The sequence below is a fragment of the Ruegeria sp. O11 genome (assembly GCF_056535285.1).
Genome location: NZ_JBQERS010000013.1, coordinates 88,552 through 109,804, shown reverse-complemented (window position 1 = coordinate 109,804; position 21,253 = coordinate 88,552). Strand labels below are relative to the sequence as shown.

23 protein-coding genes and 1 pseudogene are annotated in these 21,253 nt (G+C 54.8%); 16 read left to right on the top strand and 8 right to left on the bottom strand.

The annotated features are described in order from the left end of the window. Positions 1-73: 73 nt before the first annotated feature. Positions 74-274: pseudogene (locus ACRZ91_RS18585) on the top strand (DDE-type integrase/transposase/recombinase); the annotation flags it as partial. Between the two features lie 75 nt (positions 275-349). On the opposite strand, the gene ACRZ91_RS18580 reads toward ACRZ91_RS18585, so the two are convergent. Both ACRZ91_RS18580 and ACRZ91_RS18575 read right to left on the bottom strand, forming a co-directional pair. Next, positions 350-1,591, bottom strand: coding sequence for an L-rhamnose isomerase (locus ACRZ91_RS18580; protein ID WP_480907691.1), 1,242 nt, complete (start codon positions 1,589-1,591; stop codon positions 350-352). Positions 1,592-1,613: 22 nt separating this feature from the next. Next, entirely contained in the window at positions 1,614-3,716 is a 2,103-nt protein-coding gene (locus ACRZ91_RS18575; RefSeq protein ID WP_480907689.1) for a bifunctional rhamnulose-1-phosphate aldolase/short-chain dehydrogenase, read from the bottom strand. Between the two features lie 187 nt (positions 3,717-3,903). Here ACRZ91_RS18575 and ACRZ91_RS18570 point away from each other — a divergent pair, with 187 nt between their 5' ends. The 7 genes from ACRZ91_RS18570 to ACRZ91_RS18540 all read left to right on the top strand — a co-directional run bounded on the left by ACRZ91_RS18570 (position 3,904) and on the right by ACRZ91_RS18540 (position 11,031). Beyond that, complete coding sequence (locus ACRZ91_RS18570; RefSeq protein ID WP_480907688.1) at positions 3,904-4,710, top strand: DeoR/GlpR family DNA-binding transcription regulator; 807 nt, start codon at positions 3,904-3,906, stop codon at positions 4,708-4,710. A gap of 43 nt (positions 4,711-4,753) precedes the next feature. Then, positions 4,754-5,752 (top strand): rhamnose ABC transporter substrate-binding protein, encoded by a 999-nt coding sequence (gene rhaS / locus ACRZ91_RS18565; RefSeq protein WP_480907686.1) that lies wholly within the window; start codon positions 4,754-4,756, stop codon positions 5,750-5,752. A 65-nt stretch (positions 5,753-5,817) separates the two neighbouring features. Beyond that, the gene (locus ACRZ91_RS18560) at positions 5,818-7,344 is read left to right on the top strand and encodes a sugar ABC transporter ATP-binding protein (protein WP_480907685.1); all 1,527 of its coding nucleotides are present in this window, start codon (positions 5,818-5,820) and stop codon (positions 7,342-7,344) included. A 14-nt stretch (positions 7,345-7,358) separates the two neighbouring features. Then, on the top strand, positions 7,359-8,342 hold the full coding sequence (locus ACRZ91_RS18555) for an ABC transporter permease (RefSeq protein ID WP_480907683.1): 984 nt from the start codon (positions 7,359-7,361) through the stop codon (positions 8,340-8,342). Next, entirely contained in the window at positions 8,339-9,322 is a 984-nt protein-coding gene (locus tag ACRZ91_RS18550) for an ABC transporter permease (protein WP_480907681.1), read from the top strand. The genes ACRZ91_RS18555 and ACRZ91_RS18550 overlap by 4 nt, the downstream gene beginning before the upstream one ends. Further along, a complete protein-coding gene (rhaM, locus tag ACRZ91_RS18545) occupies positions 9,322-9,636 on the top strand; it encodes an L-rhamnose mutarotase (RefSeq protein WP_480907679.1) in 315 nt (104 codons plus the stop codon). Before ACRZ91_RS18550 ends, rhaM begins: the two co-directional genes overlap by 1 nt. 12 nt (positions 9,637-9,648) lie before the next feature. Next, positions 9,649-11,031, top strand: coding sequence for an FGGY-family carbohydrate kinase (locus ACRZ91_RS18540; protein ID WP_480907677.1), 1,383 nt, complete (start codon positions 9,649-9,651; stop codon positions 11,029-11,031). A 296-nt stretch (positions 11,032-11,327) separates the two neighbouring features. Here the strand turns inward: ACRZ91_RS18540 and ACRZ91_RS18535 are convergent, their stop codons facing one another. Continuing rightward, positions 11,328-12,155, bottom strand: coding sequence for a LysR family transcriptional regulator (locus ACRZ91_RS18535; protein WP_480907675.1), 828 nt, complete (start codon positions 12,153-12,155; stop codon positions 11,328-11,330). 81 nt (positions 12,156-12,236) lie between these two features. Between ACRZ91_RS18535 and ACRZ91_RS18530 the strand changes: the two genes are divergently transcribed. Continuing rightward, entirely contained in the window at positions 12,237-13,223 is a 987-nt protein-coding gene (locus ACRZ91_RS18530; protein WP_480907673.1) for an aldo/keto reductase, read from the top strand. A 162-nt stretch (positions 13,224-13,385) separates the two neighbouring features. Here the strand turns inward: ACRZ91_RS18530 and ACRZ91_RS18525 are convergent, their stop codons facing one another. Further along, positions 13,386-13,895: a MarR family winged helix-turn-helix transcriptional regulator gene (locus ACRZ91_RS18525; RefSeq protein WP_480907671.1), complete on the bottom strand. Its 510-nt coding sequence runs from the start codon at positions 13,893-13,895 to the stop codon at positions 13,386-13,388. A 77-nt stretch (positions 13,896-13,972) separates the two neighbouring features. Here ACRZ91_RS18525 and ACRZ91_RS18520 point away from each other — a divergent pair, with 77 nt between their 5' ends. The 7 genes from ACRZ91_RS18520 to ACRZ91_RS18490 all read left to right on the top strand — a co-directional run bounded on the left by ACRZ91_RS18520 (position 13,973) and on the right by ACRZ91_RS18490 (position 17,568). After that, the gene (locus tag ACRZ91_RS18520; protein ID WP_480907669.1) at positions 13,973-14,860 is read left to right on the top strand and encodes an EamA family transporter; all 888 of its coding nucleotides are present in this window, start codon (positions 13,973-13,975) and stop codon (positions 14,858-14,860) included. Between the two features lie 12 nt (positions 14,861-14,872). Further along, positions 14,873-15,514 (top strand): NAD(P)-dependent oxidoreductase, encoded by a 642-nt coding sequence (locus ACRZ91_RS18515; RefSeq protein ID WP_480907667.1) that lies wholly within the window; start codon positions 14,873-14,875, stop codon positions 15,512-15,514. Positions 15,515-16,017: 503 nt separating this feature from the next. Then, complete coding sequence (locus ACRZ91_RS18510; RefSeq protein WP_480907665.1) at positions 16,018-16,425, top strand: SAM domain-containing protein; 408 nt, start codon at positions 16,018-16,020, stop codon at positions 16,423-16,425. Between the two features lie 37 nt (positions 16,426-16,462). Continuing rightward, a complete protein-coding gene (locus ACRZ91_RS18505; RefSeq protein WP_480907663.1) occupies positions 16,463-16,927 on the top strand; it encodes an AGE family epimerase/isomerase in 465 nt (154 codons plus the stop codon). Further along, entirely contained in the window at positions 16,897-17,262 is a 366-nt protein-coding gene (locus ACRZ91_RS18500) for an AGE family epimerase/isomerase (RefSeq protein ID WP_480907661.1), read from the top strand. The genes ACRZ91_RS18505 and ACRZ91_RS18500 overlap by 31 nt, the downstream gene beginning before the upstream one ends. 15 nt (positions 17,263-17,277) lie before the next feature. Continuing rightward, entirely contained in the window at positions 17,278-17,421 is a 144-nt protein-coding gene (locus ACRZ91_RS18495; protein WP_480907659.1) for a hypothetical protein, read from the top strand. 54 nt (positions 17,422-17,475) lie between these two features. Continuing rightward, positions 17,476-17,568, top strand: coding sequence for a hypothetical protein (locus tag ACRZ91_RS18490; protein ID WP_480907706.1), 93 nt, complete (start codon positions 17,476-17,478; stop codon positions 17,566-17,568). Positions 17,569-17,913: 345 nt separating this feature from the next. On the opposite strand, the gene fsa is transcribed toward ACRZ91_RS18490, so the two are convergent. The 4 genes from fsa to ACRZ91_RS18470 all read right to left on the bottom strand — a co-directional run bounded on the left by fsa (position 17,914) and on the right by ACRZ91_RS18470 (position 21,185). Beyond that, a complete protein-coding gene (fsa, locus tag ACRZ91_RS18485) occupies positions 17,914-18,567 on the bottom strand; it encodes a fructose-6-phosphate aldolase (RefSeq protein WP_480907657.1) in 654 nt (217 codons plus the stop codon). 97 nt (positions 18,568-18,664) lie between these two features. After that, complete coding sequence (locus ACRZ91_RS18480; RefSeq protein WP_480907655.1) at positions 18,665-19,225, bottom strand: nucleoside/nucleotide kinase family protein; 561 nt, start codon at positions 19,223-19,225, stop codon at positions 18,665-18,667. 107 nt (positions 19,226-19,332) lie between these two features. Continuing rightward, positions 19,333-20,115, bottom strand: coding sequence for an ATP-binding cassette domain-containing protein (locus ACRZ91_RS18475; RefSeq protein WP_480907653.1), 783 nt, complete (start codon positions 20,113-20,115; stop codon positions 19,333-19,335). Further along, positions 20,115-21,185: an ABC transporter permease gene (locus ACRZ91_RS18470; RefSeq protein WP_480907651.1), complete on the bottom strand. Its 1,071-nt coding sequence runs from the start codon at positions 21,183-21,185 to the stop codon at positions 20,115-20,117. Before ACRZ91_RS18470 ends, ACRZ91_RS18475 begins: the two co-directional genes overlap by 1 nt. Between the last annotated feature and the right edge of the window lie 68 nt (positions 21,186-21,253).

Genomic DNA, 21,253 nt, shown 5'->3' with positions numbered 1-21,253 from the left:
ACAGGCAGTGGCGCGAGCTGTCAGCTCAGGTATTCTGAAGCGGTTTGGTTGCCAAGCCAAGGTTTAGACAATCAGGTCCAAATTTTTGAATAACATGATCGAGCAGGATCATCGGTTCATAAAACGGCGCGTTCGACATATGTGTGGGTTCAAATCCTTCGCATCCGCGTCTGCTACGTTGGATGGCATTGAAGTCGCCACTATGACCCGAAAGCAGCAACTCTCCAGCGCAGCAACCTCCGGCTTTCGGGGGTTCGCTGAGATCGTAGGATAAGTGTGCCTGGTAAGGCGCTTACTCTGATCGTTCCAAAAATTTGCAACATAACCTTTGCGACAGAACCCGGCTCGTCTATCCTCGCGTCGAAACTTTGCTTTGGTAATTGTCGAGTTCCCTAAGCAAGGATTTCCCGTATTTTACATCCATCCGTTCGCAGTATTCGGCCCAGATTGCGCTGAAGGGCAGATCCTTAAGCTCTTCTGTCATCATGAAGCGCGTCGTGAAGTCCAGCGAGGTCTCAGCAGTTTTCAGTTGATCCAAAGGAAGAAGTAGTGCGCGCAAAAGCGCCTTTTGCATATTGCGTGTTCCGATGACCCACGCGGCAGTTCGGCTGATCGTGGCATCGAAGAAATCAAGTCCGATATGAGTGCGGCCAAGCAGATCGCATGCGACCAGTTCCTGCGCCATGGCAAGAATGGAGTCATCGAGCAGAATAACGTGATCGCTGTCCCACCGCATCGGGCGCGAGACGTGAAGCAGGATTTCGTCGACCGACAGGGCGACTGAACTTAGCTTGTCGGCGATGTTTTCAGTTGGGTGGAAATGCCCCATGTCGAGGCAAAGAAGCGTTCCCTTCCGCGTCGCATAGCCCAGATAGAATTCATGGCTGCCGACCGTATAGGCCTCGACCCCAATGCCGAAAAGCTTGCTCTCGACAGCATCCAGAAGATGTTGGGCATCGAACGGGTCCGACAGCATAGAATCCAGAGAGTTTTCAAGATGCTTTCGAGGTGTCATCCGGTCGATCGGGTGGTCTTTCATACCATCTGGTACCCAAATATTGTTGATGCATGGGTTGCCCTGCGCATCACCGATTTGGGATGCAATTTCACGTGTACGTTTGCCATGCTCGATCCAGAAATCCCGGATGCCCTGGTCTGGGTGCGCAAGGGTTAGATTGTCGTCAGCTTTCTCATGGGCAAAGAAAGTGGGATTGAAGTCTAGCGCTATGTTTTGCTCGTTGGCCCAGCCAACCCACGGCGCGAAATGACGCAATTCGATCTCATCCCGGTCGGGTGATTCATCGGTGTCCAGGTACATCGCGTGCAGGTTGAGACGGTGCGCCCCCGGAATCTGTGAATAAGCGAAATTCAGATCAGCCCGCAGTTCGTCCGGTGTGCGTGCTCGGCCGGGGTGGTTGCCCGTGGCTTGTATGCCGCCGCCAGAACTTCCGGACTTCTCTTCGAAGCCGACCACATCATCGCCCTGCCAGCAATGCATGGAAATTGGAATGGTCTTAAGCGTCTCGATGGCGGCTTCGGTGTCGACGCCCCAGTCCGCAAACTGTTGCCTCGCGCTATTATAATTGCTCATGATTTCGTCCCTTCGTATGGCCTCAGCGTGTGAAGGCCTGAACGTTTCCTGCGTCCACGTTCAATATGTTGCCGGTGGATTTAGCAGAGGTGTCGGCCGCGAAGAAATAACAGGCCTCAGCAATATCTTCCGGCAGGACTGAACGTTTTAGCATTGAGCGCTGGCGATACATTTCTTCCAGCCCTTCCTTGTTCGTGCCGTAGGTAGTGGCGCGCTGATCCAGCCAGTCGCCTTCCCAGATTTTTGATCCACGCAGAACTGCATCCGGGTTGACAACGTTCACTCGGATGCCCGCCTCGGCCCCTTCCAGCGCCAGACACCGCGCAAGGTGGATTTCGGAGGCTTTGGCGGTGCAGTAAGCCGAAGCGTTGGGTGAAGCCGCCAGCCCATTCTTGGACGCGACAAACACTATGGAGCCGCCCATGTTTTGTAACCGCAGCATCTTGAAAGCCTCGCGACTGACAAGAAAGTAACCCGTACTGAGGATATCCATGTTTTTGCTCCAAAGAGCCAGTGAGGTTTCCTCAATCGGAGCAGAGGACGCAATGCCTGCGTTTGATAAGAGGATATCAACTCCGCCAAACTCGCAAGCGGCCTCATTGAATGAACGTGCTACGGATTCTTCACTGGTAACATCCATGGTCACACTGCGCACTACGTCGGCGCTGTACTTTGCCGCGAGCGCTGCTTGAGTATTGGCAAGGCCGTCGGCATTGATATCCGCGAGGACAACACATGCGCCTTCAGACAGATACCGTTCCGCCGTCGCCGCACCGATCCCACCCGCCCCACCGGTGACTAAGGCCACCCGGCCTGCAAGCGATTTGGGCTTTGGCATGCGCTGAAGCTTGGCCTCTTCCAAAAGCCAATACTCGATGTCGAAGGCTTCTTGCTCTGGCAAACCTACATATTCGCTGACCGAGGAGGCGCCGCGCATCACGTTGATGGCGTTGATGTAAAATTCCCCGGATATGCGCGCCGTTGCCTTGTCCTTGGCAAAGGTGATCATACCAACGCCAGGCACCAGATACACCACAGCGTTGGGATCACGCAGTGCTGGGCTGTTGTCGTGCTTGCAGCGCTCGTAGTAGCTGGCGTAGGCATCCCGATACGCGGCAATCTGCGCAGACAGACCTTCAAGCACCTCATCTATATTGCCTTTCAACGGATCGTAATTGATCACCAATGGACGGATTTTGGTTCGCAGGAAGTGATCGGGGCAGGATGTCCCCAGTGCGGCGAGAGACTCCATCTCGTTGGCATTGAGGAACTCCAGAACCGCATCGCTGTCATTGAAATGCCCAACCATATGTTGATTGCCCGAGACAAATCCACGGATTGCGGGCATCAGCCGTGCAGCTACGGCGCGGCGATCTTCGGGTTTAAGGCTTTGGTGGATGGGACCTCCGAAAGGTGCGACGTCTTCCGCCTTTTCGGCCAGCCACTGGGTGGCGGTATTGATGACTTCGATTGTCTTGTCATAGCAGGACTTCGCGGTGTCCCCCCAGGTAAACAGCCCGTGGCTTTCCAATACCACCCCATCCGCATCCGGGTTTTCCAAACAGAACTTTTCAAGCCACAACCCCAGCTCGTACCCGGGTCGTTTCCAGGGCAACCAACCGATTTTGCCGCCGAATATTTCCTGCGTCAGTTCCTTTGAGCCTTTGGACGCCGCGATGGAAATGATGGCGTCAGCATGGACGTGATCCACGTGTTTTTGTGGCACATAGGCGTGCAACGGGGTGTCGATTGATGCGGCGCGCGTGTTCAGATTGAAGGTGCAATGTGGCAAATAGCCAACCATCTCATCTTCTAATTCCACACCGCGATACAGACTTTTCAGAGCCTTCAGCTTGTCCATGTAAAGCGTCGCGAACCCATCCATCTTGATCGAGCCGATATCCCCCCCGGATCCTTTAACCCACAGGACCTCGACCTCTTTGCCGGTTAGCGGGTCGGTTTCCACCGCCTTTGCTGAAGTGTTGCCGCCGCCATAATTTGTCACGCGCTTATCAGCGCCGAGGATATTCGAACGGTAGCGCAGCAGTTCCGATTCGCTCATTCCAGCGACAGCAGCCTCATCCCAACGATTATCCAGAAGCAATTTATCTTCAGATTTCAACATGCTGTCCTCCGGGTCGGCGGCACGCGCCTGAATTAGATTTAGGGTACATCCTGAAAAGGCAGTCAAGAATTGTCAATCATAAACAATCATTTTAAGCCATAATATATGCTATATTGATTAGTGTTGATTGTTTTTGATTGACAGATGCGTCGAAACTGCGCAGTGTTGACGCTCAAGGGAGGCGTGAATGCACGAAAAAGAACGTCATAGAGTTATTCTGTCTGCGGTTCAGGGCCGTCCAGTCGTTACTGTTGCGGATCTGTGCAATCTGACAGACGCGTCAGAGGCGACCATACGTCGTGACATCGCCACACTCGATGCAGAACGCAAACTAAAGAGGGTGCGGGGTGGAGCCGAAGCACTTAACCCGCCGCAGTTTGTGGGGCTTGCCGGACGGCCATTTGCAATCAACGAAACCATGCGCACGCGTGAGAAGCAGGCCATCGCCCGTGCGGCGGTCGATATTTGCGAAGATGGTGAATCGATCATCATCAATGGCGGCACCACCACATTTCAGATGGTGCATCCGTTAGCTTCGCGTCGGCTGCAGGTATTTACGAACTCGTTCCCGATTGCCGAGCATCTGCTCAAGCACTCTAAGAACACCGTAATGTTGTCGGGAGGGGTGATCTATCGCGAGCAGAACATCATTCTTTCCCCCTTCGAAAACGACGTGACGCGAAATTTCTATGCACGCCGCGTGTTCATGGGGGCGCAAGGACTGGGGCCACTTGGCCTCATGGAGGCAGACCCGCTTCTGATCCAGGCAGAAGAAAAGCTGATCGGTCAGGCCGACGAGCTCATCGTTCTTGTCGACAGCTCCAAGTTTGAGAACCGCTCCAGTCTGGTGCTGTGCCCCTTGAATCGGATCACAACTGTGATCACCGACGAGCGTATCTCAGACAGTGCAGCCGCCATGCTTGAAGTTGCGGATGTGAATTTGATCGTCGCTGAATCCGGCGCCGCTCAGGAAGAAGACGCAGCGGCTTTATAAGGCCAGTGCGTCAAAAATCGTAGTGACTATGGGAGGAAACATAATGCACCGTCGCAATTTCAGTAAACTGGTCGCAGGTCTTGGGCTTGCCATGAGTCTGACCAGCGCCCCGGCCTTTGCCGAGGACAATGTGCGCATCGCGCTTGTCGTCAAGGCACTTGGCATTGGGTTCTTTGAAGCTGCTGCCAAAGGCGCCGAAGAAGCGGCAGCAGAGCTTGGGGATGTCGAGATCATTTATACCGGTCCAACCGACACCACTGCGGAAGGCCAGATCGAGGTCATTAACTCGCTGATCGCCCAGGGCGTCGACGCCATTGCGATCTCGGCCAACGACCCGGATGCGCTGGTACCCGCTTTAAAAAAGGCGATGAGCCGCGGCATCACCGTCGTTTCCTGGGATTCGGGAGTTTCCCCCGAGGGCCGGCAAATGCATCTGAACCCGTCGTCGACCGAGCTGATCGGCAACACAATCATCAAGCTGGCGGCCGATCACATGCCCGATGGTGGGGATATTGCAATCCTGTCGGCGTCGGCAACTGCGACCAACCAGAACGCATGGATCGAAGCTGCGAAAGAGGTTCTGCCCAATTATCCGGGCGTCAATCTGGTCTCGACTGTTTATGGCGATGACCTGTCGGACAAGTCCTATCGTGAAGCGCAGGGCCTGATGTCGACCTATCCCGATCTGAAAGCAATCATTGCACCGACAACCGTGGGTATCCTGGCATCATGCCAGGCCGTCACAGACGCGGGCAAAATCGGCGAAATCAACGTGACCGGTCTTGGTCTCCCATCCGAGATGGCCGGCTGCGTTGAGTCTGGTGCAACCAAAAGCTTTGCGATCTGGAACCCGATTGATCTGGGTTATGCGGCAACCATGCTTGCCTACAACATCCATGATGGGGCCACGGCCGATGCGGGGTCTTCGGTTCCGATGGGGCGTATGGGCGAAGCGACGCTGGACGATACAGGGTCGGCCGCGATGTCCGATCCGTTCACCTATGACAGCTCGAACGTCGACGACTTCAAGTCGATCTTCTGATCGTGGCCTGACCACCCGACCCGGCGTACCGCGCCGGGTCATCACTTCCAATGAATGATACGGCGATGCAGATTCAACCTGATCCGATAGCCGCAGCCGACCGGGCACTTGAACCGATCCTGGCGCTTGATGGGATCACTAAGACATTTCCCGGTGTAAAAGCTCTGTCCGAGGTCGAACTGAAGCTTTACCCCGGCCAAGTGACTGCTCTTGTTGGGGAGAATGGCGCGGGCAAATCCACGGTCGTAAAAATTCTCACCGGGATCTACCAGCCTGACGGCGGCGCGATCCGTATTGATGGAGAGGCAATTCAGTTTTCCACAGCTCAGGACGCCGCGGATGCGGGGATCACTGCCATCCACCAGGAAACAGTGCTTTTTGACGAGCTGTCGGTCGCCGAAAACATCTTTCTGAGCCATGCGCCACGTGGCCGTTTGGGGTTGATCGATTGGGCGAGTATGGAGCAACGGGCGCTAGATATTCTGTCCGAAATCGGAGCAGAAATCGATCCTTCAACTAAGCTGCGTGAACTTGGGATCGCCAACAAACATCTTGTTGCGATTGCCCGCGCACTGTCGATCGACGCGCGCGTCGTCATCATGGACGAACCAACTGCAGCGCTATCGCACAAAGAAATTCAGGAACTATATCATCTTGTAGAAACGCTCAAAGAGCAGGGCAAAGCCATCCTGTTCATCAGCCACAAGTTTGACGAGATCTTTCGAATAGCGGATCACTTCACCGTTTTTCGGGATGGTCAGTTCATTGGCGACGGCCGGATCTCCGATATCACCGAAGCCGAACTGGTCAAGATGATGGTGGGGCGGGATGTGAGCCAGATCTTTCCAACCCGTGACAGCCGCATTGGAGAACAGGTGCTTCAGGTCGTTGGTTACGATCACCCGACCGAGTTTGCGGATATAGGTTTCGCGCTGCATCGGGGTGAGATCCTCGGCTTCTACGGTCTGGTCGGAGCCGGACGTTCAGAATTTATGCAGGCGCTGTTCGGGATCACGAAACCATCCAAAGGCGTCACCAAGATCGATGGAAATATCCGGGTGATCCGTTCCCCCGCAGACGCAATTGAAAACGGGGTTGTTTACGTCCCAGAGGATAGAGGGACACAGGGTGCCATTACCTCGCTTCCAATCTTCCAAAACGTGACGCTTCCGTCGCTCAATCGAACCTCAAAGCACGGGTTTCTGCGACTGGCAGAGGAGTTTCGTCTGGCCCGAGAATATACCGAGCGTCTGGATTTGCGTGCAGCTTCGCTTGATACCGATGTGGGATCTCTGTCCGGTGGAAATCAGCAAAAGGTGGTGATCGCCAAATGGCTGGCAACGCAGCCCAAAGTGATCATTCTTGACGAACCGACTAAAGGCATAGATATCGGATCCAAGGCTGCCGTGCACGAGTTTATGGCCGAGCTTGCTGCTCAGGGCTTGGCCGTCATCATGGTCAGCTCGGAAATCCCCGAAATCATGGGCATGTCCGACCGAGTCATCGTCATGCGTGAAGGCCGCATCGCTGCCGAGCTGGAAGGCACCGACCTTTCCCCCGAAACCCTTGTCCGCCATGCGGCAGGTATCTGATGGAGGCCGCAAGTATGCTGAAACGGTTCATCGCTTCTCGGGAAGCCCTGTTGTTGGGCGCAATTGCTGTTCTTCTAGCGCTGATCTCAATCCGCTTCCCCAGCTTCGTCACGCTATCCAACCTCTCCGTCGTGTTTAATGACACTTCACCTCTGATCCTACTCGCCATCGGCCAGATGATTGTGATCTTGACCAAATGCATTGACTTGTCAGTGGCCGCGAACCTCGCTCTGACCGGCATGATCGTCTCAATGATCAATGTTGCGGCGCCGGGTGTGCCAGTCGTTGTGATCGTTGCCGTAGCTGTTGCTCTTGGTACGATGATGGGCATGGTCAACGGAATTCTGGTTTGGAAACTCAATATTCCACCCATCGTTGTGACGCTTGGCACCATGACTATTTTCCGCGGGATCATCTTTTTGATTTCTGACGGAAAATGGGTGAACAGCCACGAGATGAGCGCTGCCTTCAAAGCTTTTTCTCGATCTGAATTTCTGGGCCTGCCAATGCTGAGCTGGATCGCCATCATTGCAGTGATCGCGTTCGCCATCGTGATGACGCGGACGACACTGGGACGGGCGTTCTATGCGGTCGGTGGCAACCCGCACGCGGCAACCTACACTGGCATCGATGTTGGCAAGACCCAGTTCTGGGCGTTTACAATCTCAGGTGCACTGGCCGGCTTGGTCGGGTATCTCTGGGTGTCGCGCTATGCCGTGGCCTATGTCGACATTGCGGGCGGGTTCGAGCTTGATGTGGTCGCCGCCTGTGTGATCGGCGGTGTTTCGATTGCGGGTGGCATCGGTTCGGTTGGCGGCGCGTTGTTGGGAGCGTTGTTTCTTGGCCTGATCAAGAACGCCCTGCCTGTCATTAATGTCTCACCATTCTGGCAACTGGCCATTTCGGGCAGCGCGATCATTATCGCTGTGGCGCTGAATTCACGGGCCAATCGCGACAAGGGACGGATCATCCTTAAATCAGCGGAGCATACGGCATGAGCACCACCGACCGTTTCATTCCCGACCGGTTGCAATCGCCGCTGGAGCGGAAGCTAAGGAGCTGGGAGTCGCTGCTGCTGGCGGTCGCCATCGCCATCTTCATTGCCAACAGCTTTGCCTCGCCATATTTCCTTAACGCCTGGAACCTGTCTGACGCGACCTTCAATTTCACTGAAAAGGCAATGATTGCCTTCGCAATGGCACTGCTGATCATTTCGGGCGAAATCGACTTATCTGTTGCCTCAATAATCGCGCTTGCATCCACGGCTATGGGTGCGGCGGTCCAAATGGGGGTCGGGACTCCGGTCTTGATCCTTGTCGGTTTGGGGACCGGGGTTCTGTGCGGGGCCTTCAACGGGGTCTTGGTTACCCGTCTGGGTCTGCCTTCAATCGTGGTCACCATAGGGACAATGAGTCTGTTCCGGGGGATCAGCTATATCGTCCTGGGGGATCAGGTCTACAAGGGTTACCCGACGGACTTTGCCTACTTTGGCCAGGGCTATGTATTTTGGGTCATTTCGTTTGAGTTCGTCCTGTTTGCGCTGCTTGCTGTGATCTATGGAGTGATCCTGCACAAAACCAATTTCGGCCGTGCGGTCTATGCCATCGGCAACAATCCCACCGGTGCGCTGTTCTCGGGCATCCGGGTCGCGCGGGTGAAGTTTCTTTTGTTCTTGCTGACTGGCCTTATGTCGGGCGTCGCCGCGATCTGCCTGACGTCACGTCTCGGGTCGACGCGCCCATCGATTGCCTTTGGGTGGGAGCTTGAGGTGGTGACGATGGTCGTTCTGGGCGGGGTCAACATTCTTGGTGGGTCGGGCAGCATCCCCGGTGTTGTCATTGCCGCATTTGTGATGGGATTGGTAACCTTCGGACTTGGGCTTCTGAATGTACCTGGAATCGTGATGTCCATTGTGATCGGTGCGCTTCTGATTGGCGTCATCGCACTGCCCCGCCTTTGGACTATGTGGAGAGGCTGATGCAGAAGTATGCGTTCAAGATGACGTTGAACCCTGACTGCAAAGACGAATACCGCCGGCGTCATGATGAAGTCTGGCCAGAGCTTCTGGAGCTTCTGAAACAGGCGGGGGTGTCTGATTATTCGATCCACCTGGACGACGACACAGGTATTCTGTTTGGTGTCCTGTGGCGGACCGATGATCACACAATGGAAGACCTGTCAGCACACCCGATAATGCAGCGCTGGTGGGCGCATATGGCGGATATTATGCAAACCCATCAAGACAACGAACCAGTTGCAAAGCCGCTGGAAACCGTTTTCCACATGTCGTGAGGTGCCGTGCATATGGTTAAGGGCCACGTCGCAGTCATCGACATCGGAAAAACCAACGCAAAACTGGCATTGGTCGATCCGGCCAACATGTCCGAGCTGGCTGTCATCACCCGGCCTAATACCGTGCTGTACGATTCCCCATGGCCGCATTTCGACGTCGAAGGGCATTGGGAGTTTATCCTGCGTGGGCTGGCGGATTTCCATCGTGAACACGGCGTCTCTGCCATCTCCGTGACGACGCATGGGGCGTGCGTGGCCCTGCTTGCCGCTGACGGTTCCTTATCCGCGCCGATCTTGGATTATGAGTTTACTGGGCCGGAAACGCTTGCTGATGCCTATGATGCCATTCGACCTGCGTTTTCTGAAACAGGGTCTCCCAGGCTTTCAATGGGCCTTAACATTGGCGCGCAACTGTATTGGCAGTTTCAGGTCGATCCGGAACTGAAAGCGCGTACAAAAACGATCGTAACCTATCCTCAATACTGGGGGTACCGATTGACCGGTGTCGCGGCAACGGATGTCACGTCGCTTGGTTGCCATACTGACCTGTGGAATCCCCACGCAGAGCAGTTCTCGTCGTTAGTCGTGGAACTTGATGTGTCGCATAAACTCGCGCCGCCGCGCCGCCCCGGAGAGGTTTTTGGTACAGTTTTGCCGGACATAGCGGCACACACGGGGCTCGACCCTGATACACCGGTCCATTGCGGCATTCATGACTCAAATGCTTCACTGCTGCCGCACATTCTTGGCCATCAGCCACCGTTTTCGGTTGTTTCCACCGGTACCTGGGTTATCGCTATGTCGATCGGTGGGCAGGCGATCACGCTCGACCCGAATGCGGACACGCTTATCAATGTGAACGCCTTTGGAAACGCTGTTCCTTCGGCCCGCTTCATGGGCGGGCGAGAGTACGATATCGCTATCGGGTGCCAGAGTTGCCCAAATCCCTCGGATGCCGACATGCAGACGATACTGGAAGACAAGGCGATGTTGCTTCCTGCGGTTGTCACGGAAAGCGGGCCATTTCGCGGACGTAAGTTACATTGGATTGGCCCGGAACCCGCATTGGGTACATCCCTTCGCAAAGCAGCGGTCAGTTTCTATCTTGCACTGGTCACATCCCGCTGCCTCGAAGAGATTGGCCACCAGGGCCCGATCATCGTCGAGGGCCCCTTCGCCGCAAACCGAGCTTATCTTTTGATGCTGGCAGCGGTTTCAAATGTACCAATCAAGGTTTCCCAAACGGCCACCGGAACAAGCCTCGGCGCGGCTATGCTTGTCGAACCGTCAAGCGCGGTCACTTCCCTCGAAACACTGCCAGTCCCACAGCCCGAGGCTCTCAGAAAAGGCCTGCATTCTTATGCTGAAAACTGGCTTAGGCTTTCGCAGAAATGACGCCTTTGCCGCACAGAATGAACCGGAGAATCACTATTTGAGGACAGCGTGTACTATGGAAATTTCAAACAGACGGACTCCGGTAATGCATTAGAATAATTGACTTTCTATCCTCGACCATCGGTCGTTTGCGACATGTCTCCATGGTATTAACTATGCCGCCACATTTGCGGATCAACACAACGTTCGACTCTTGCAATCGCTATGATGTTGCCCGGATGGTACGTCCCTTAGGAATGATGCGGGTGTGCTTGGTTGATGGAACGGTTGGGTGAATAGGCTTTTGCAGCATCGGTTCATCCGTTTTCACAAGCTTCCGACATCACTGCATGGGTGCGATCTATGACATGCCGCACCTCTGCAAGAAACCGATCTTCATGATGGGTGACCAGCCACTGATCATGTTCCAGATCGTCAATCAAAGGTGAGACCGGTTTCAGGCCCGGCTGGGTGTTTCCAATGAAAGTTGGCAAAACCGCCCGGGCAAGTCCTGCATTTGCAAGCTCAAGCGCATTTTGCGGCGCCGTCACTTCGATTGCGTCGTCCTCTTGCGCGTGCGCCCGCAGCCATCTGGCCGAGGGTGTTTTGGACATCACGCTCGCCCAGGTCGAAATGCTCTCATCCGCAGCGTAGACCGCAAACCGAACTCGCCCAATCTTGCGACCCGCCAGGCCAATCTCTTCTGGTCGGCGGTTTCGAATGCCGATCGCGGCTTCTCGGTGTCCGATCTTTAACACCTCTTCTGACGAGATGAATCGAAGCCGAACCGGCATTGACCCGGCGATGCTTCCGACCGCGCCGATCAAAACCTTTGTCACCCAGCACCCGGCCGAGATTTTGACCAAAGGGGGCGCGGTGGCAAGGCTGCTTTCCGTGACAGGTATGACACGTGCTTCGATTCCTTCGACTTTCCTCAAAAGCGCTTGCCCATCTTCGGTCAGGTCATACCCTCGCGGTTTGCGGTGAAACAGCTCGCTTCCCAGGTTGCGCTCAAGCTCGATCATGCGCCGACCCAGGGTGGGTGCGCTCTTGCCGGTCTGTTCAGCGGCTGGTCCAAGCCCGCCCGCTCTGGCAACCGCAAGGAAAAGCCGCAGGTTGTCCCAGTCAAAGTTACTTTCATTCATGAAATGAAGATTACATTCTGTGTTATTGATGAAAAGAGAGTCGTGGCTTTATTTCTGGAGGATCAGTCAGGAGGGCCACAGATGAACTTTCTCAACACCGAAATCTCACCCCTTGGCATGGGATGCTGGCCGATCGGCGGCAAGATGTATTGGGGCGAACAGTCGCTGGGTTACACCCGATCGAACGACGAAACCTCAATTCGTACGATCCACGCCGCACTGGATGGTGGAATCACACTTTTTGACACCGCTGCCGCCTATGGCGCGGGGCATTCGGAACGTTTGTTAGGCAAAGCGTTAAAGCACCGGCCCGACGCCCTGATTGTCACAAAGATCGGGGTTGGGATCGATGAGGCCAGCAGGCAGATTTCGTTTGACCCCTTCACCCCGGATCAGGTGGGCCTTGCCGTAGATGGGTGCCTTTCGCGACTGGAACGGGATCGGATCGATCTCTTGCTGTTGCATGTGAACGATATGCCAATTGCCCAGGCCGAGGTGGTGTTTGACGAACTGGACCGGCTTAAAGAGGCCGGCAAGTTGCGCGCCTATGGTTGGAGCACTGACCATTCCGAAAGTGCCCGAGCGGCCTCAACACGAGATGGTTTTGAGGCGGTGGAATACGTGTTGAACGTCTTTTTCGATGCGCCCCGCATGCAACAGGTTGTCCAAGAGGAAGCGCTATTATCCCTAATCCGCTCACCTCTTGCGATGGGGTTGCTCTCGGGCAAGTACGATCAGAACAGTGTCATGGCACCAAACGACGTGCGCGCATCCGGTGCAAGCTGGATGGAGTACTATTCGGATGGAAGGGTAAACCCTGACTTCATGCAAAAACTCGAAGCGGTTCGGGATCTGCTGACCACCAATGGCCGAACGTTTGTGCAAGGGGCTCTGGGGTGGATATGGGGCCAATCTGAAACATACGTACCGATCCCGGGCGCTCGGACAGAAGAACAAATTGAAGGCATTTCGGGAGCACTGACCTTTGGTGCCTTGCCAGTTGAAGCAATGAACGAAATAGAAAGCTTGATTTCGCGCAATCCCAACGAGCCAGACCGCCCCAGGTAACATTAAGAACTGTATCAAATCTGTGCGCTTGCCGCGAATGTTGGCAACGCGGGCTGCTAACGCGGCATTTCAGATTTCTGTTCAAGGTCTGCTTAGGGCCGTCCGCATCGGAGCGACATAAGGCCAACAGGTCGCGGTTGTGTGTTGCACCCAGAGATACGATCATTCGCGTGAATTCGCCCCACTATCGGAGTTCACTCTTTCGTCCAGCGTCTTTAATAGCTTGTTCAAATCTTCGACTTCCGCCGGAGATAGCCCCCGCAAAAGATGATGCTGTGTTTCGACATGATCACCGACGGCATCCTCGATTGTCGCAAAACCGGTCTCGGTCAAGCGGATCAGAACCCCGCGCTTGTCTTCGGGGTTTGGCACTCGCTCGACAAGGCCGCGTTTGACGAGTTGGTCGATACGATTGGTCATTGTTCCAGAGGTCACCATGGTCAGGTCCAGCAACTCGCCAGGGGATAAGCCATCAGGTTTACCCGATCTGCGCAGGGTCGCCAGGACATCAAAGCTGGCGGCGTTTAACCCATGTGCCTTCCAGGTTTTATCCATTTCACTTCGGAGCTTGGTAGCCATACGAGATAGCCGGCCGATGATTTCCATCGGTCCGACATCAAGGTCGGGCCGGGCCTTGTTCCATTGAGCAATGATGCGGTCTACGTGGTCCATGCATACATATTGCGAGATTATATCTTGACGTCAAGATAAAGCAATATATCTTGACGTCAAGATAATGGAGATCTGCGATGAGACATCTCGACATTGGAATCACAGCCATTGCGCCATTGGTATGGGGCAGCACCTACTATGTGACGACGGAGTTTCTTCCTGCCGGGTATCCGGTGACGATGGCCGCCCTGCGCGCTCTGCCTGCCGGCCTGCTGCTGCTTGTTTTGGCTCCTCGATTGCCGAAAGGTAATTGGTGGCTGCGCATCTTTATTCTTGGCGCGCTGAACTTCATGCTGTTCTGGGTCTTTCTTTTTATCGCAGCCTACCGGTTACCGGGGGGAGTCGCGGCTACCGTCGGTGCTGTTCAGCCGCTGATCGTCGTATTCCTTGCCGCACCGCTGCTCGGGACCGCAATCCGAGCCGCGTCGGCGCTGGCCGCCTTGATCGGCATCCTAGGTGTTGGACTGCTCGTCTTGGGGTCCGGCATATCGCTTGATCCAATCGGTTTGATAGCCGGGATTTGCGGAGCGGCCTCAATGGCCGCAGGTACAGTCCTGACCCGGAAATGGCAGCCTCCCGTGTCGCTACTTACCTTCACCGCGTGGCAACTGACCGCCGGCGGTCTGTTGCTGGTGCTTCTGGCCGTCTTCATCGAGCCGCCTCTTCCTCCACTGGATGCACGAAACCTCTCCGGCATCTTTTACCTTGCTCTCATCGGGGCTGCGCTCACCTATATCCTGTGGTTCCGCGGCATCTCTCGGATAGAGCCAGATGCCGTCTCGGTACTTGGTTTTCTGAGCCCGCTTTCCGCCGTCCTGATCGGCTGGACATTGCTGGGTCAGGCGCTGACACAGATGCAGATCACTGGGGCCGTGCTTGTTTTTGCCGCAATTTGGCTTGGACAAAGGGCGGGGCGCGTCCGTCCGCCCAACCTTCCGAAACATCCCGTCCGCAATCCAGTATAAAGGAGAACTTCCATGAAACTCATAGTATTTGGTGCCACCGGTGATGTCGGTTCTCGCGTCGTAACAGAAGCGCTCGCACGCGGGCATGACGTAACAGCAGCTGTCCGAAACGAGGCAGCGTTTGCCAAGTTGCCGGAAGGCATCAGGCCAGTCATCGCGGATGCGACAGACCCCGCAGCCCTCGCCGCCGCCATGGAATCGCAGGAAATGGCTATCAGCGCGTTGCGCTCTCCGCCCGGACGCGAAGGCGAGATTGTCGCTCTGACACGTTCGATCCTCAATGCTGCGTCACGCACCGGTCTTCGGGTGATCATCGTTGGCGGCGCCGCGCGACTCCATCTGCCAAACGGAAGTCCACATACGGTTTTGTCAGACCCCGATTTCTTACCTGAAAACATCGTTCCGATTGCCCGCGCATCGATGGCGCAATGGGAACTCTGCACCTCTGAAACATCGGCAAACTGGACCTATGCCAGCCCGTCCGCCCTCTTGCAGCCCGGTCATCGCCTAGGCGCGTTCAGAACCGGTACGGACACGCTGCTCGTTGATGAAGCTGGCAAATCAGAGATATCGATGGAAGATTTTGCTGTTGCGCTGGTAGATGAGGCACAATCAGCCAAGTTCCCGCGTGCTGCGTTTACGGTCGGTTACTAACACTCGTCTCAGAGCGCTATGGAAAGGGCGTCCAGCCAGCCGGCTAGCAGGCAGGGCGTTTCCTAAAGGGAGCAGTCCGCCGACTCAAGACGTTGATCGCTGCAGGGCCGACGCAGTTTCTTACACGATGCAGTCCTGCGCCTGACCTGAATGCCACTGTCAGGTTTAAACATTCGTTTTCAGGAAACTGAACTGCAGAGTTGCTCAGATTGATGGATGTTTCCTTTGGGCCGTTAGATAGATCGCGGGAAACGGGTAATAGAAAGCCACAGGCGAGAGTGTTTGCGTGATAAAGGCAATATTCCGGCCGGGATTGATGACTAGAGCTGCATTGGCGTTGATAAACACCATTGTTGGACCAAAGCCCATGGAGGGTCACCTTCCGAAGGCAACTCTACTCGAGCTTGGATAAAGTGTCTTACTTCCCAATAACTTTGAAACAGATCCAAAAAGCTTTGTGAAAATATCAAAATTAGGCAAGCTGAGTCCGTGGAGAATTGTGCATGCCTGATGTCGCAAGCTGGCTGGCTGAACTCGGCTTAGAAAAGTACGCAAAGGATTTCGACGACGTCGAAATCGATTTTGAGACTCTTCCGGAGTTAACAGAGAAAGACCTCCTAGAGCTGGGTTTGCCAATTGTTCCAAAACGCAAGGTTTGGGCTGTTATCCAACGTCTTAGTGATGGGCTGAAGGAGCAGAATCCCTTGGGGTGGAACACTTTGGACAGGCTGGTACGTTTGAAGACACCTATCATCTGCATGGAATTGGCGCGAACGCAATTCTGCACGCGACGCAAGCGTTGTTGCCAGGGCGCGGGGCGCGCTACATTGCTCCTCTTGCAGAATAAAAGAGATGACCAAAGACCAACCTCTGCCACCCGGCGCGCACTCCGAACCGGAGTTTTGGCTTGAAACCCTCAATCACCGTAACTGGTTGACGGAACAGGCCATGCGACAGTTTGAGGTCTTCAGCGCCAGTTGCCTAAACGGGCCAGGGTTCTTCATTCTTGGTCACAATGGCGGCCCGCAGCCCGGTGAGTTTCAGGGATTGCAAACGGCGGCGCGTCTGATCCATTCATATGCTTTGAGACATCTTGCAGGTTTTCAGGGCGTTGATCAGATCATTGATCATGGCATGGCATATCTCGAAAGCCACCACAGAGATCGTGACTATGGCGGATATGTCTGGGCGCTAGAGGGTGATCAAATCAAGGATGATCGCAAGCTCGCCTACGGACATGTCCTCGTTCTTCTTGCCTCTGCAAGAGCGAAGCTGGCGGGTCACCCGGAGGCTGACCGCCTGATGGCGGATGCCCGCGAGGTCTTGGACCAGCATTTCTGGGATAAAGACACGGGATTGTACTGCGACGAGTGGAATAGGGATTGGACACCTTTTCCACCTATCGTGGAATGAATGCGAATATGCATGGTGTTGAAGCGATGTTGTCTGCCTATGAGGCGTTCGGAGATGAATTTTACCTCTTCCGAGCCGGTCGCGTTTTGGACTTCTTCATCAACAAGATCGCGGCTGGGGAAAACCGGCGGTTGCCTGAGCATTACACGTCTGAATGGCAGATTGATCATAACTATGCGGTTAATCCGATGTTCAGGCCTGCCGGAACGGCTCCTGTGCATTCGCTTGAACTCGGTCGGCTTCAGCTTCAGCATTGGGACTTGTCGGTTCGGCCGGAAGCCAATGCGCCCGGCACAGCGCGCCACTTGATTGAACAGGCATTGAATGATGCCTGATTACCCGGAGGTGGATTGGCCTACCCGCTGGTCTTTGATGGCCAGGCTGCCAACGGCTCCCGGTTTTGGTGGTCGATCGCCGAAGCAATTGGAGCAGTCGCCGCGCTGATTACTCTGGACAAAATGCCGGAAGACGAGATCTGGTACCGGAAGCGCTAGACCTATGCGAGTGCTACGTTCTTGAATCATAAGCATGGCGGTTGGTTTCCAGCGGTGGTTGAGAATGGGAATGTCGTGACATCCATCTTTGATGGGAAGCCCAACATTTACCACTCGCTACAAGCCTGCTTGTTTCCGCTGTCTTGACGCCTGTCGGGGATGATGCCTCTCTAGCCCACGTGCGTACTCAAAAGTCGACCACACAAGTTAGGCGAATGTCAGGTTCGTCTACAATTAGAATCTGAAACTGCAGTGAATAGCCGGTCTGGTGAAGCTGCACAGCAGCGCTGGCGACGAAGTTGGATGTCTCATTTGGGCAGTTGTGTTCGTGCCGCCATTAAGAGGAGTTCCGACATTTTCCCACAAAGAATGACCTGCTTGACAAAGCCGAAAGACTCTCCTTGAGCGTTTATTTCCCCAAAGCGCAGCCTTGCCGCTCAGCCGTAAAACATTTGGTACAGGCCGTTCCCTCCCAGACAAAATGGCAATCCATCAAAGGATCGATTGCCCAGTCGAGTTCCAATCATTTAGAAACTTCTCGATGCCGGTATCGGTCAATGGATGCATGACCAATTTGCGGATAACGGACGGAGGGATTGTGGCTATGTCTGATCCGGCCAATGCCACCTCTGTAATATGATTGGGGCTTCTGACGGATGCAGCAATGATTTTCGTTTCAATACCATAGTTATCGTAAATGGTACGGATATCACGGATCAGATCGGCTCCGTCCAGATTAATGTCGTCCAATCTGCCAATGAAAGGAGATACATAGGTCGCTCCAACTTTCGCCGCTAAAAGCGCTTGATTGGGTGAAAAGCAGAGTGTGACGTTTGTTTTGATGCCTTCTCTTTTGAAGTGTGCACAGGCTCTGAGGCCATCTAGTGTCAAAGGCAGTTTGACGACGACGTTGTCGGCAATCGCGGCAAGGTGCTCTCCCTCCGCAATCATGCCAGCTGTGTCCAAAGCTGCAACTTCTGCTGACACGGGCGTTTCCGTCAGTGTACAAAGTTCGGCAATGACTTCTTTGAAATCCCGGCCGGACTTGGCGATCAGGCTTGGATTGGTAGTAACGCCATCCAACAATCCAAAGTTTATCAGTTCTTTTATGTCGTTTACTTCTGCAGTGTCCACGAAGAATTTCATGAGCTTTCCTCATCGTGTATTGGGTGATTTTGATTGCACTTGAAATCGCCCAGAGGCGTTTGCATCAACGGATCGTTTCAGCTTTCGTTGCGCAGGGTCAGAACGCGTAGCGCATCCCGAATTCGGTGTAATTCTGGTTCAATGTGAGATCCGCTTTCCTGCTATCACGGATGACGTGTTCCGCGTTGGGCAGATCGTTCGTTTTTGCGCGTTGCAGCGCGGTTTGCGGGTCAAAGCCATGCTTGATCCAGCGATGCTGTAACCGGTTTTCGAGTTCCTCCAATGTGGGGCTGACAAAAACCGTTACGGCGTACACATCTGACAACGTCCTCCACGGGTCGCTATTCATCAAAAGGTAGTTCCCTTCTACGACTACAATCTGAGTTTCCGGGTGAACGGCAATCGCATTCGCAATGGCCAGGTCCATTTGGCGGTCAAATTTAGGATGAAAGGACTCATGCTGCGCGGATTGCAGCCCTCTGATCGCAGTGCAGAACCCAACTGCATCGAAGGTTTCCGGCGCGCCCTTTCGGGACAGCAAGCCTCGCGTTTCCAGCACGCGGTTGTCCAGATGATAACCGTCCATGGGCACCAGCGTGGCTAAAGGAACCGCAGAGCTTTGTTGCGCGTTCAGCGATTGCACCACGGTTTCTGCCAAAGTCGACTTTCCGGATGCAGGGGGGCCGGCGATTGCGACAATCGTCCGAACCCCTACCTGCCTCCGGGAGGAAATAAGGTCACAAACGCGCTTTGCATCCTGATCGATCACTCGGCGTCCTCTTTTGGGGGTTCCTTGGCACCTGTCATGAAGGCCACCGCGTCGGACATCGTGTAATCCTTGGGATCAATGGTGCAGAGCCTTTTGCCCAGCCGATGCACATGAATGCGGTCAGCAACCTCAAAAACATGCGGCATGTTGTGGCTGATCAGAATGATCGGAATACCACGCGCCCGCACGTCTTGGATAAGCTCAAGCACTTTGCGGCTTTCCTTGACCCCCAAAGCAGCCGTGGGTTCGTCCATGATGATGAACTTCGTCGCAAAGGCGGCAGCACGCGCAACGGCTACGCCTTGGCGCTGACCGCCAGAGAGAGTTTCGACCGCCTGATTGATCGACTGTACAGTCATCAGCCCAAGCTCGGTCAGTTTTTCACGGGCGAACTTCTCCATCGCTGGACGATCAAGCTGACGCATGTATTTGCCCATGAAACCCTGTTTGCGGATCTCGCGCCCCATGAACATGTTGTCGGCAATCGACAGAGCAGGGGACATGGCGAGCTGCTGATAGACAATCTCAATCCCCATATTTCGGGCGTCGATCGGAGAAGTGAAGTTGACCTTTTCCCCTTCGATCAGAATCTCGCCCTCGTCTGGGATAGTCGCGCCGCAAATCGCCTTGACGATGGACGACTTGCCTGCGCCGTTGTCGCCAATAACCGCAAGGATTTCCCCCTGGCGCAGTTCAAAGTCAGAATGGTCGATGGCGGTGACGTGGCCATAGCGTTTCACGATCCCGCGGCCCTGGACGACTGGAGTTGTGTCTGACATTAGCCCGATACCTTTCTGATCCACTGGTCGACGGCGACCGCTGCGATGATGAGAAGACCGATGAGCAGGAAGGTCCACTGCGCATCTGCGCCCAGAAGCCTGAGCCCCAGAGTAAAGACGCCGACGATCAGTGCCCCAAACAGGGACCCCAGAATGGAGCCACGCCCGCCGAACAGTGAAATACCGCCAATCACGACCGCAGTGATGCTTTCGATATTGGCCAATTGGCCGGAGGTCGGCGAGACCGATCCGATGCGCCCGATCAAAGCCCAGCCCGCAAAGGCACAGATCAAACCGGACAGCATGTAGACGGACATCAGTGTTTTGTGGACGTTCACACCGGATAGCTCGGCCGCCTCGGGGTCGTCCCCCACCGCGTAGACATGTCGGCCCCAGGACGTGTGTTTGAGCGCATAAGCCAACACGAATATCAGAACGAGCATGAAGATCACACCAACCGTGAAAGTCGCGCCACCGATGCTGAATTTTGTGCCAAAGAATTGCAGGAATGGGGCGTTGGCCTCGATATCCTGACTGCGAATTGTTTCGTTTGCGGAATACAGGAAGTTTGTCGCCAGAACGATCTGCCACATGCCGAGCGTAACAATAAAGGGCGGCAGCTTTACGCGACTAACCAGCCAGCCGTTGAGAGCCCCGATTAGCGTTCCCATTGCCAGACCGCACATCACCGCAATGGGCACCGGGATGCCGTAGCGGAAGGTGAACTGACCCATGATGACGGATGAAAACACCATGATTGCACCGACGCTCAGGTCGATGCCGGCGGTTAGAATGACAAGGCTTTGCGCCGCGGCCACGATGCCCACAATCTGGACCTGTTGCAGGATCAGCGTCATCGCAAAGGGTGAGAAGAATTTGGACCCCAGCAGCAGGCCGAAAATCACGATCGCGCCAACCAGAACGATCAATGGCACAAAGGATGGATTGACGTGGAGAAGATGCTGCAACTTCCCCAGAACACCACGCCGGTTATCTTCAAACTCCGCCACGGATTCTGAAGCACTGGCGGCGGTTTCGAATTCCTGGGTGTTTTGGTTTGCTTCAGACATCTCTCCCCCTTTTCGTGGCTGGCATCGCGTCCACGAAATCAGTGTACAGGAAGTTTCGGTTTGCTGGT

Bases quoted from the DNA above. Each gene is read 5' to 3' on its own strand.
- ACRZ91_RS18580 (WP_480907691.1), bottom strand. From the start codon at position 1,591: ATGAGCAATTATAATAGCGCGAGGCAACAGTTTGCGGACTGGGGCGTC.
- ACRZ91_RS18575 (WP_480907689.1), bottom strand. From the start codon at position 3,716: ATGTTGAAATCTGAAGATAAATTGCTTCTGGATAATCGTTGGGATGAG.
- ACRZ91_RS18570 (WP_480907688.1), top strand. From the start codon at position 3,904: ATGCACGAAAAAGAACGTCATAGAGTTATTCTGTCTGCGGTTCAGGGC.
- rhaS (WP_480907686.1), top strand. From the start codon at position 4,754: ATGCACCGTCGCAATTTCAGTAAACTGGTCGCAGGTCTTGGGCTTGCC.
- ACRZ91_RS18560 (WP_480907685.1), top strand. From the start codon at position 5,818: ATGCAGATTCAACCTGATCCGATAGCCGCAGCCGACCGGGCACTTGAA.
- ACRZ91_RS18555 (WP_480907683.1), top strand. From the start codon at position 7,359: ATGCTGAAACGGTTCATCGCTTCTCGGGAAGCCCTGTTGTTGGGCGCA.
- ACRZ91_RS18550 (WP_480907681.1), top strand. From the start codon at position 8,339: ATGAGCACCACCGACCGTTTCATTCCCGACCGGTTGCAATCGCCGCTG.
- rhaM (WP_480907679.1), top strand. From the start codon at position 9,322: ATGCAGAAGTATGCGTTCAAGATGACGTTGAACCCTGACTGCAAAGAC.
- ACRZ91_RS18540 (WP_480907677.1), top strand. From the start codon at position 9,649: ATGGTTAAGGGCCACGTCGCAGTCATCGACATCGGAAAAACCAACGCA.
- ACRZ91_RS18535 (WP_480907675.1), bottom strand. From the start codon at position 12,155: ATGAATGAAAGTAACTTTGACTGGGACAACCTGCGGCTTTTCCTTGCG.
- ACRZ91_RS18530 (WP_480907673.1), top strand. From the start codon at position 12,237: ATGAACTTTCTCAACACCGAAATCTCACCCCTTGGCATGGGATGCTGG.
- ACRZ91_RS18525 (WP_480907671.1), bottom strand. From the start codon at position 13,895: ATGGACCACGTAGACCGCATCATTGCTCAATGGAACAAGGCCCGGCCC.
- ACRZ91_RS18520 (WP_480907669.1), top strand. From the start codon at position 13,973: ATGAGACATCTCGACATTGGAATCACAGCCATTGCGCCATTGGTATGG.
- ACRZ91_RS18515 (WP_480907667.1), top strand. From the start codon at position 14,873: ATGAAACTCATAGTATTTGGTGCCACCGGTGATGTCGGTTCTCGCGTC.
- ACRZ91_RS18510 (WP_480907665.1), top strand. From the start codon at position 16,018: ATGCCTGATGTCGCAAGCTGGCTGGCTGAACTCGGCTTAGAAAAGTAC.
- ACRZ91_RS18505 (WP_480907663.1), top strand. From the start codon at position 16,463: ATGCGACAGTTTGAGGTCTTCAGCGCCAGTTGCCTAAACGGGCCAGGG.
- fsa (WP_480907657.1), bottom strand. From the start codon at position 18,567: ATGAAATTCTTCGTGGACACTGCAGAAGTAAACGACATAAAAGAACTG.
- ACRZ91_RS18475 (WP_480907653.1), bottom strand. From the start codon at position 20,115: ATGTCAGACACAACTCCAGTCGTCCAGGGCCGCGGGATCGTGAAACGC.
- ACRZ91_RS18470 (WP_480907651.1), bottom strand. From the start codon at position 21,185: ATGTCTGAAGCAAACCAAAACACCCAGGAATTCGAAACCGCCGCCAGT.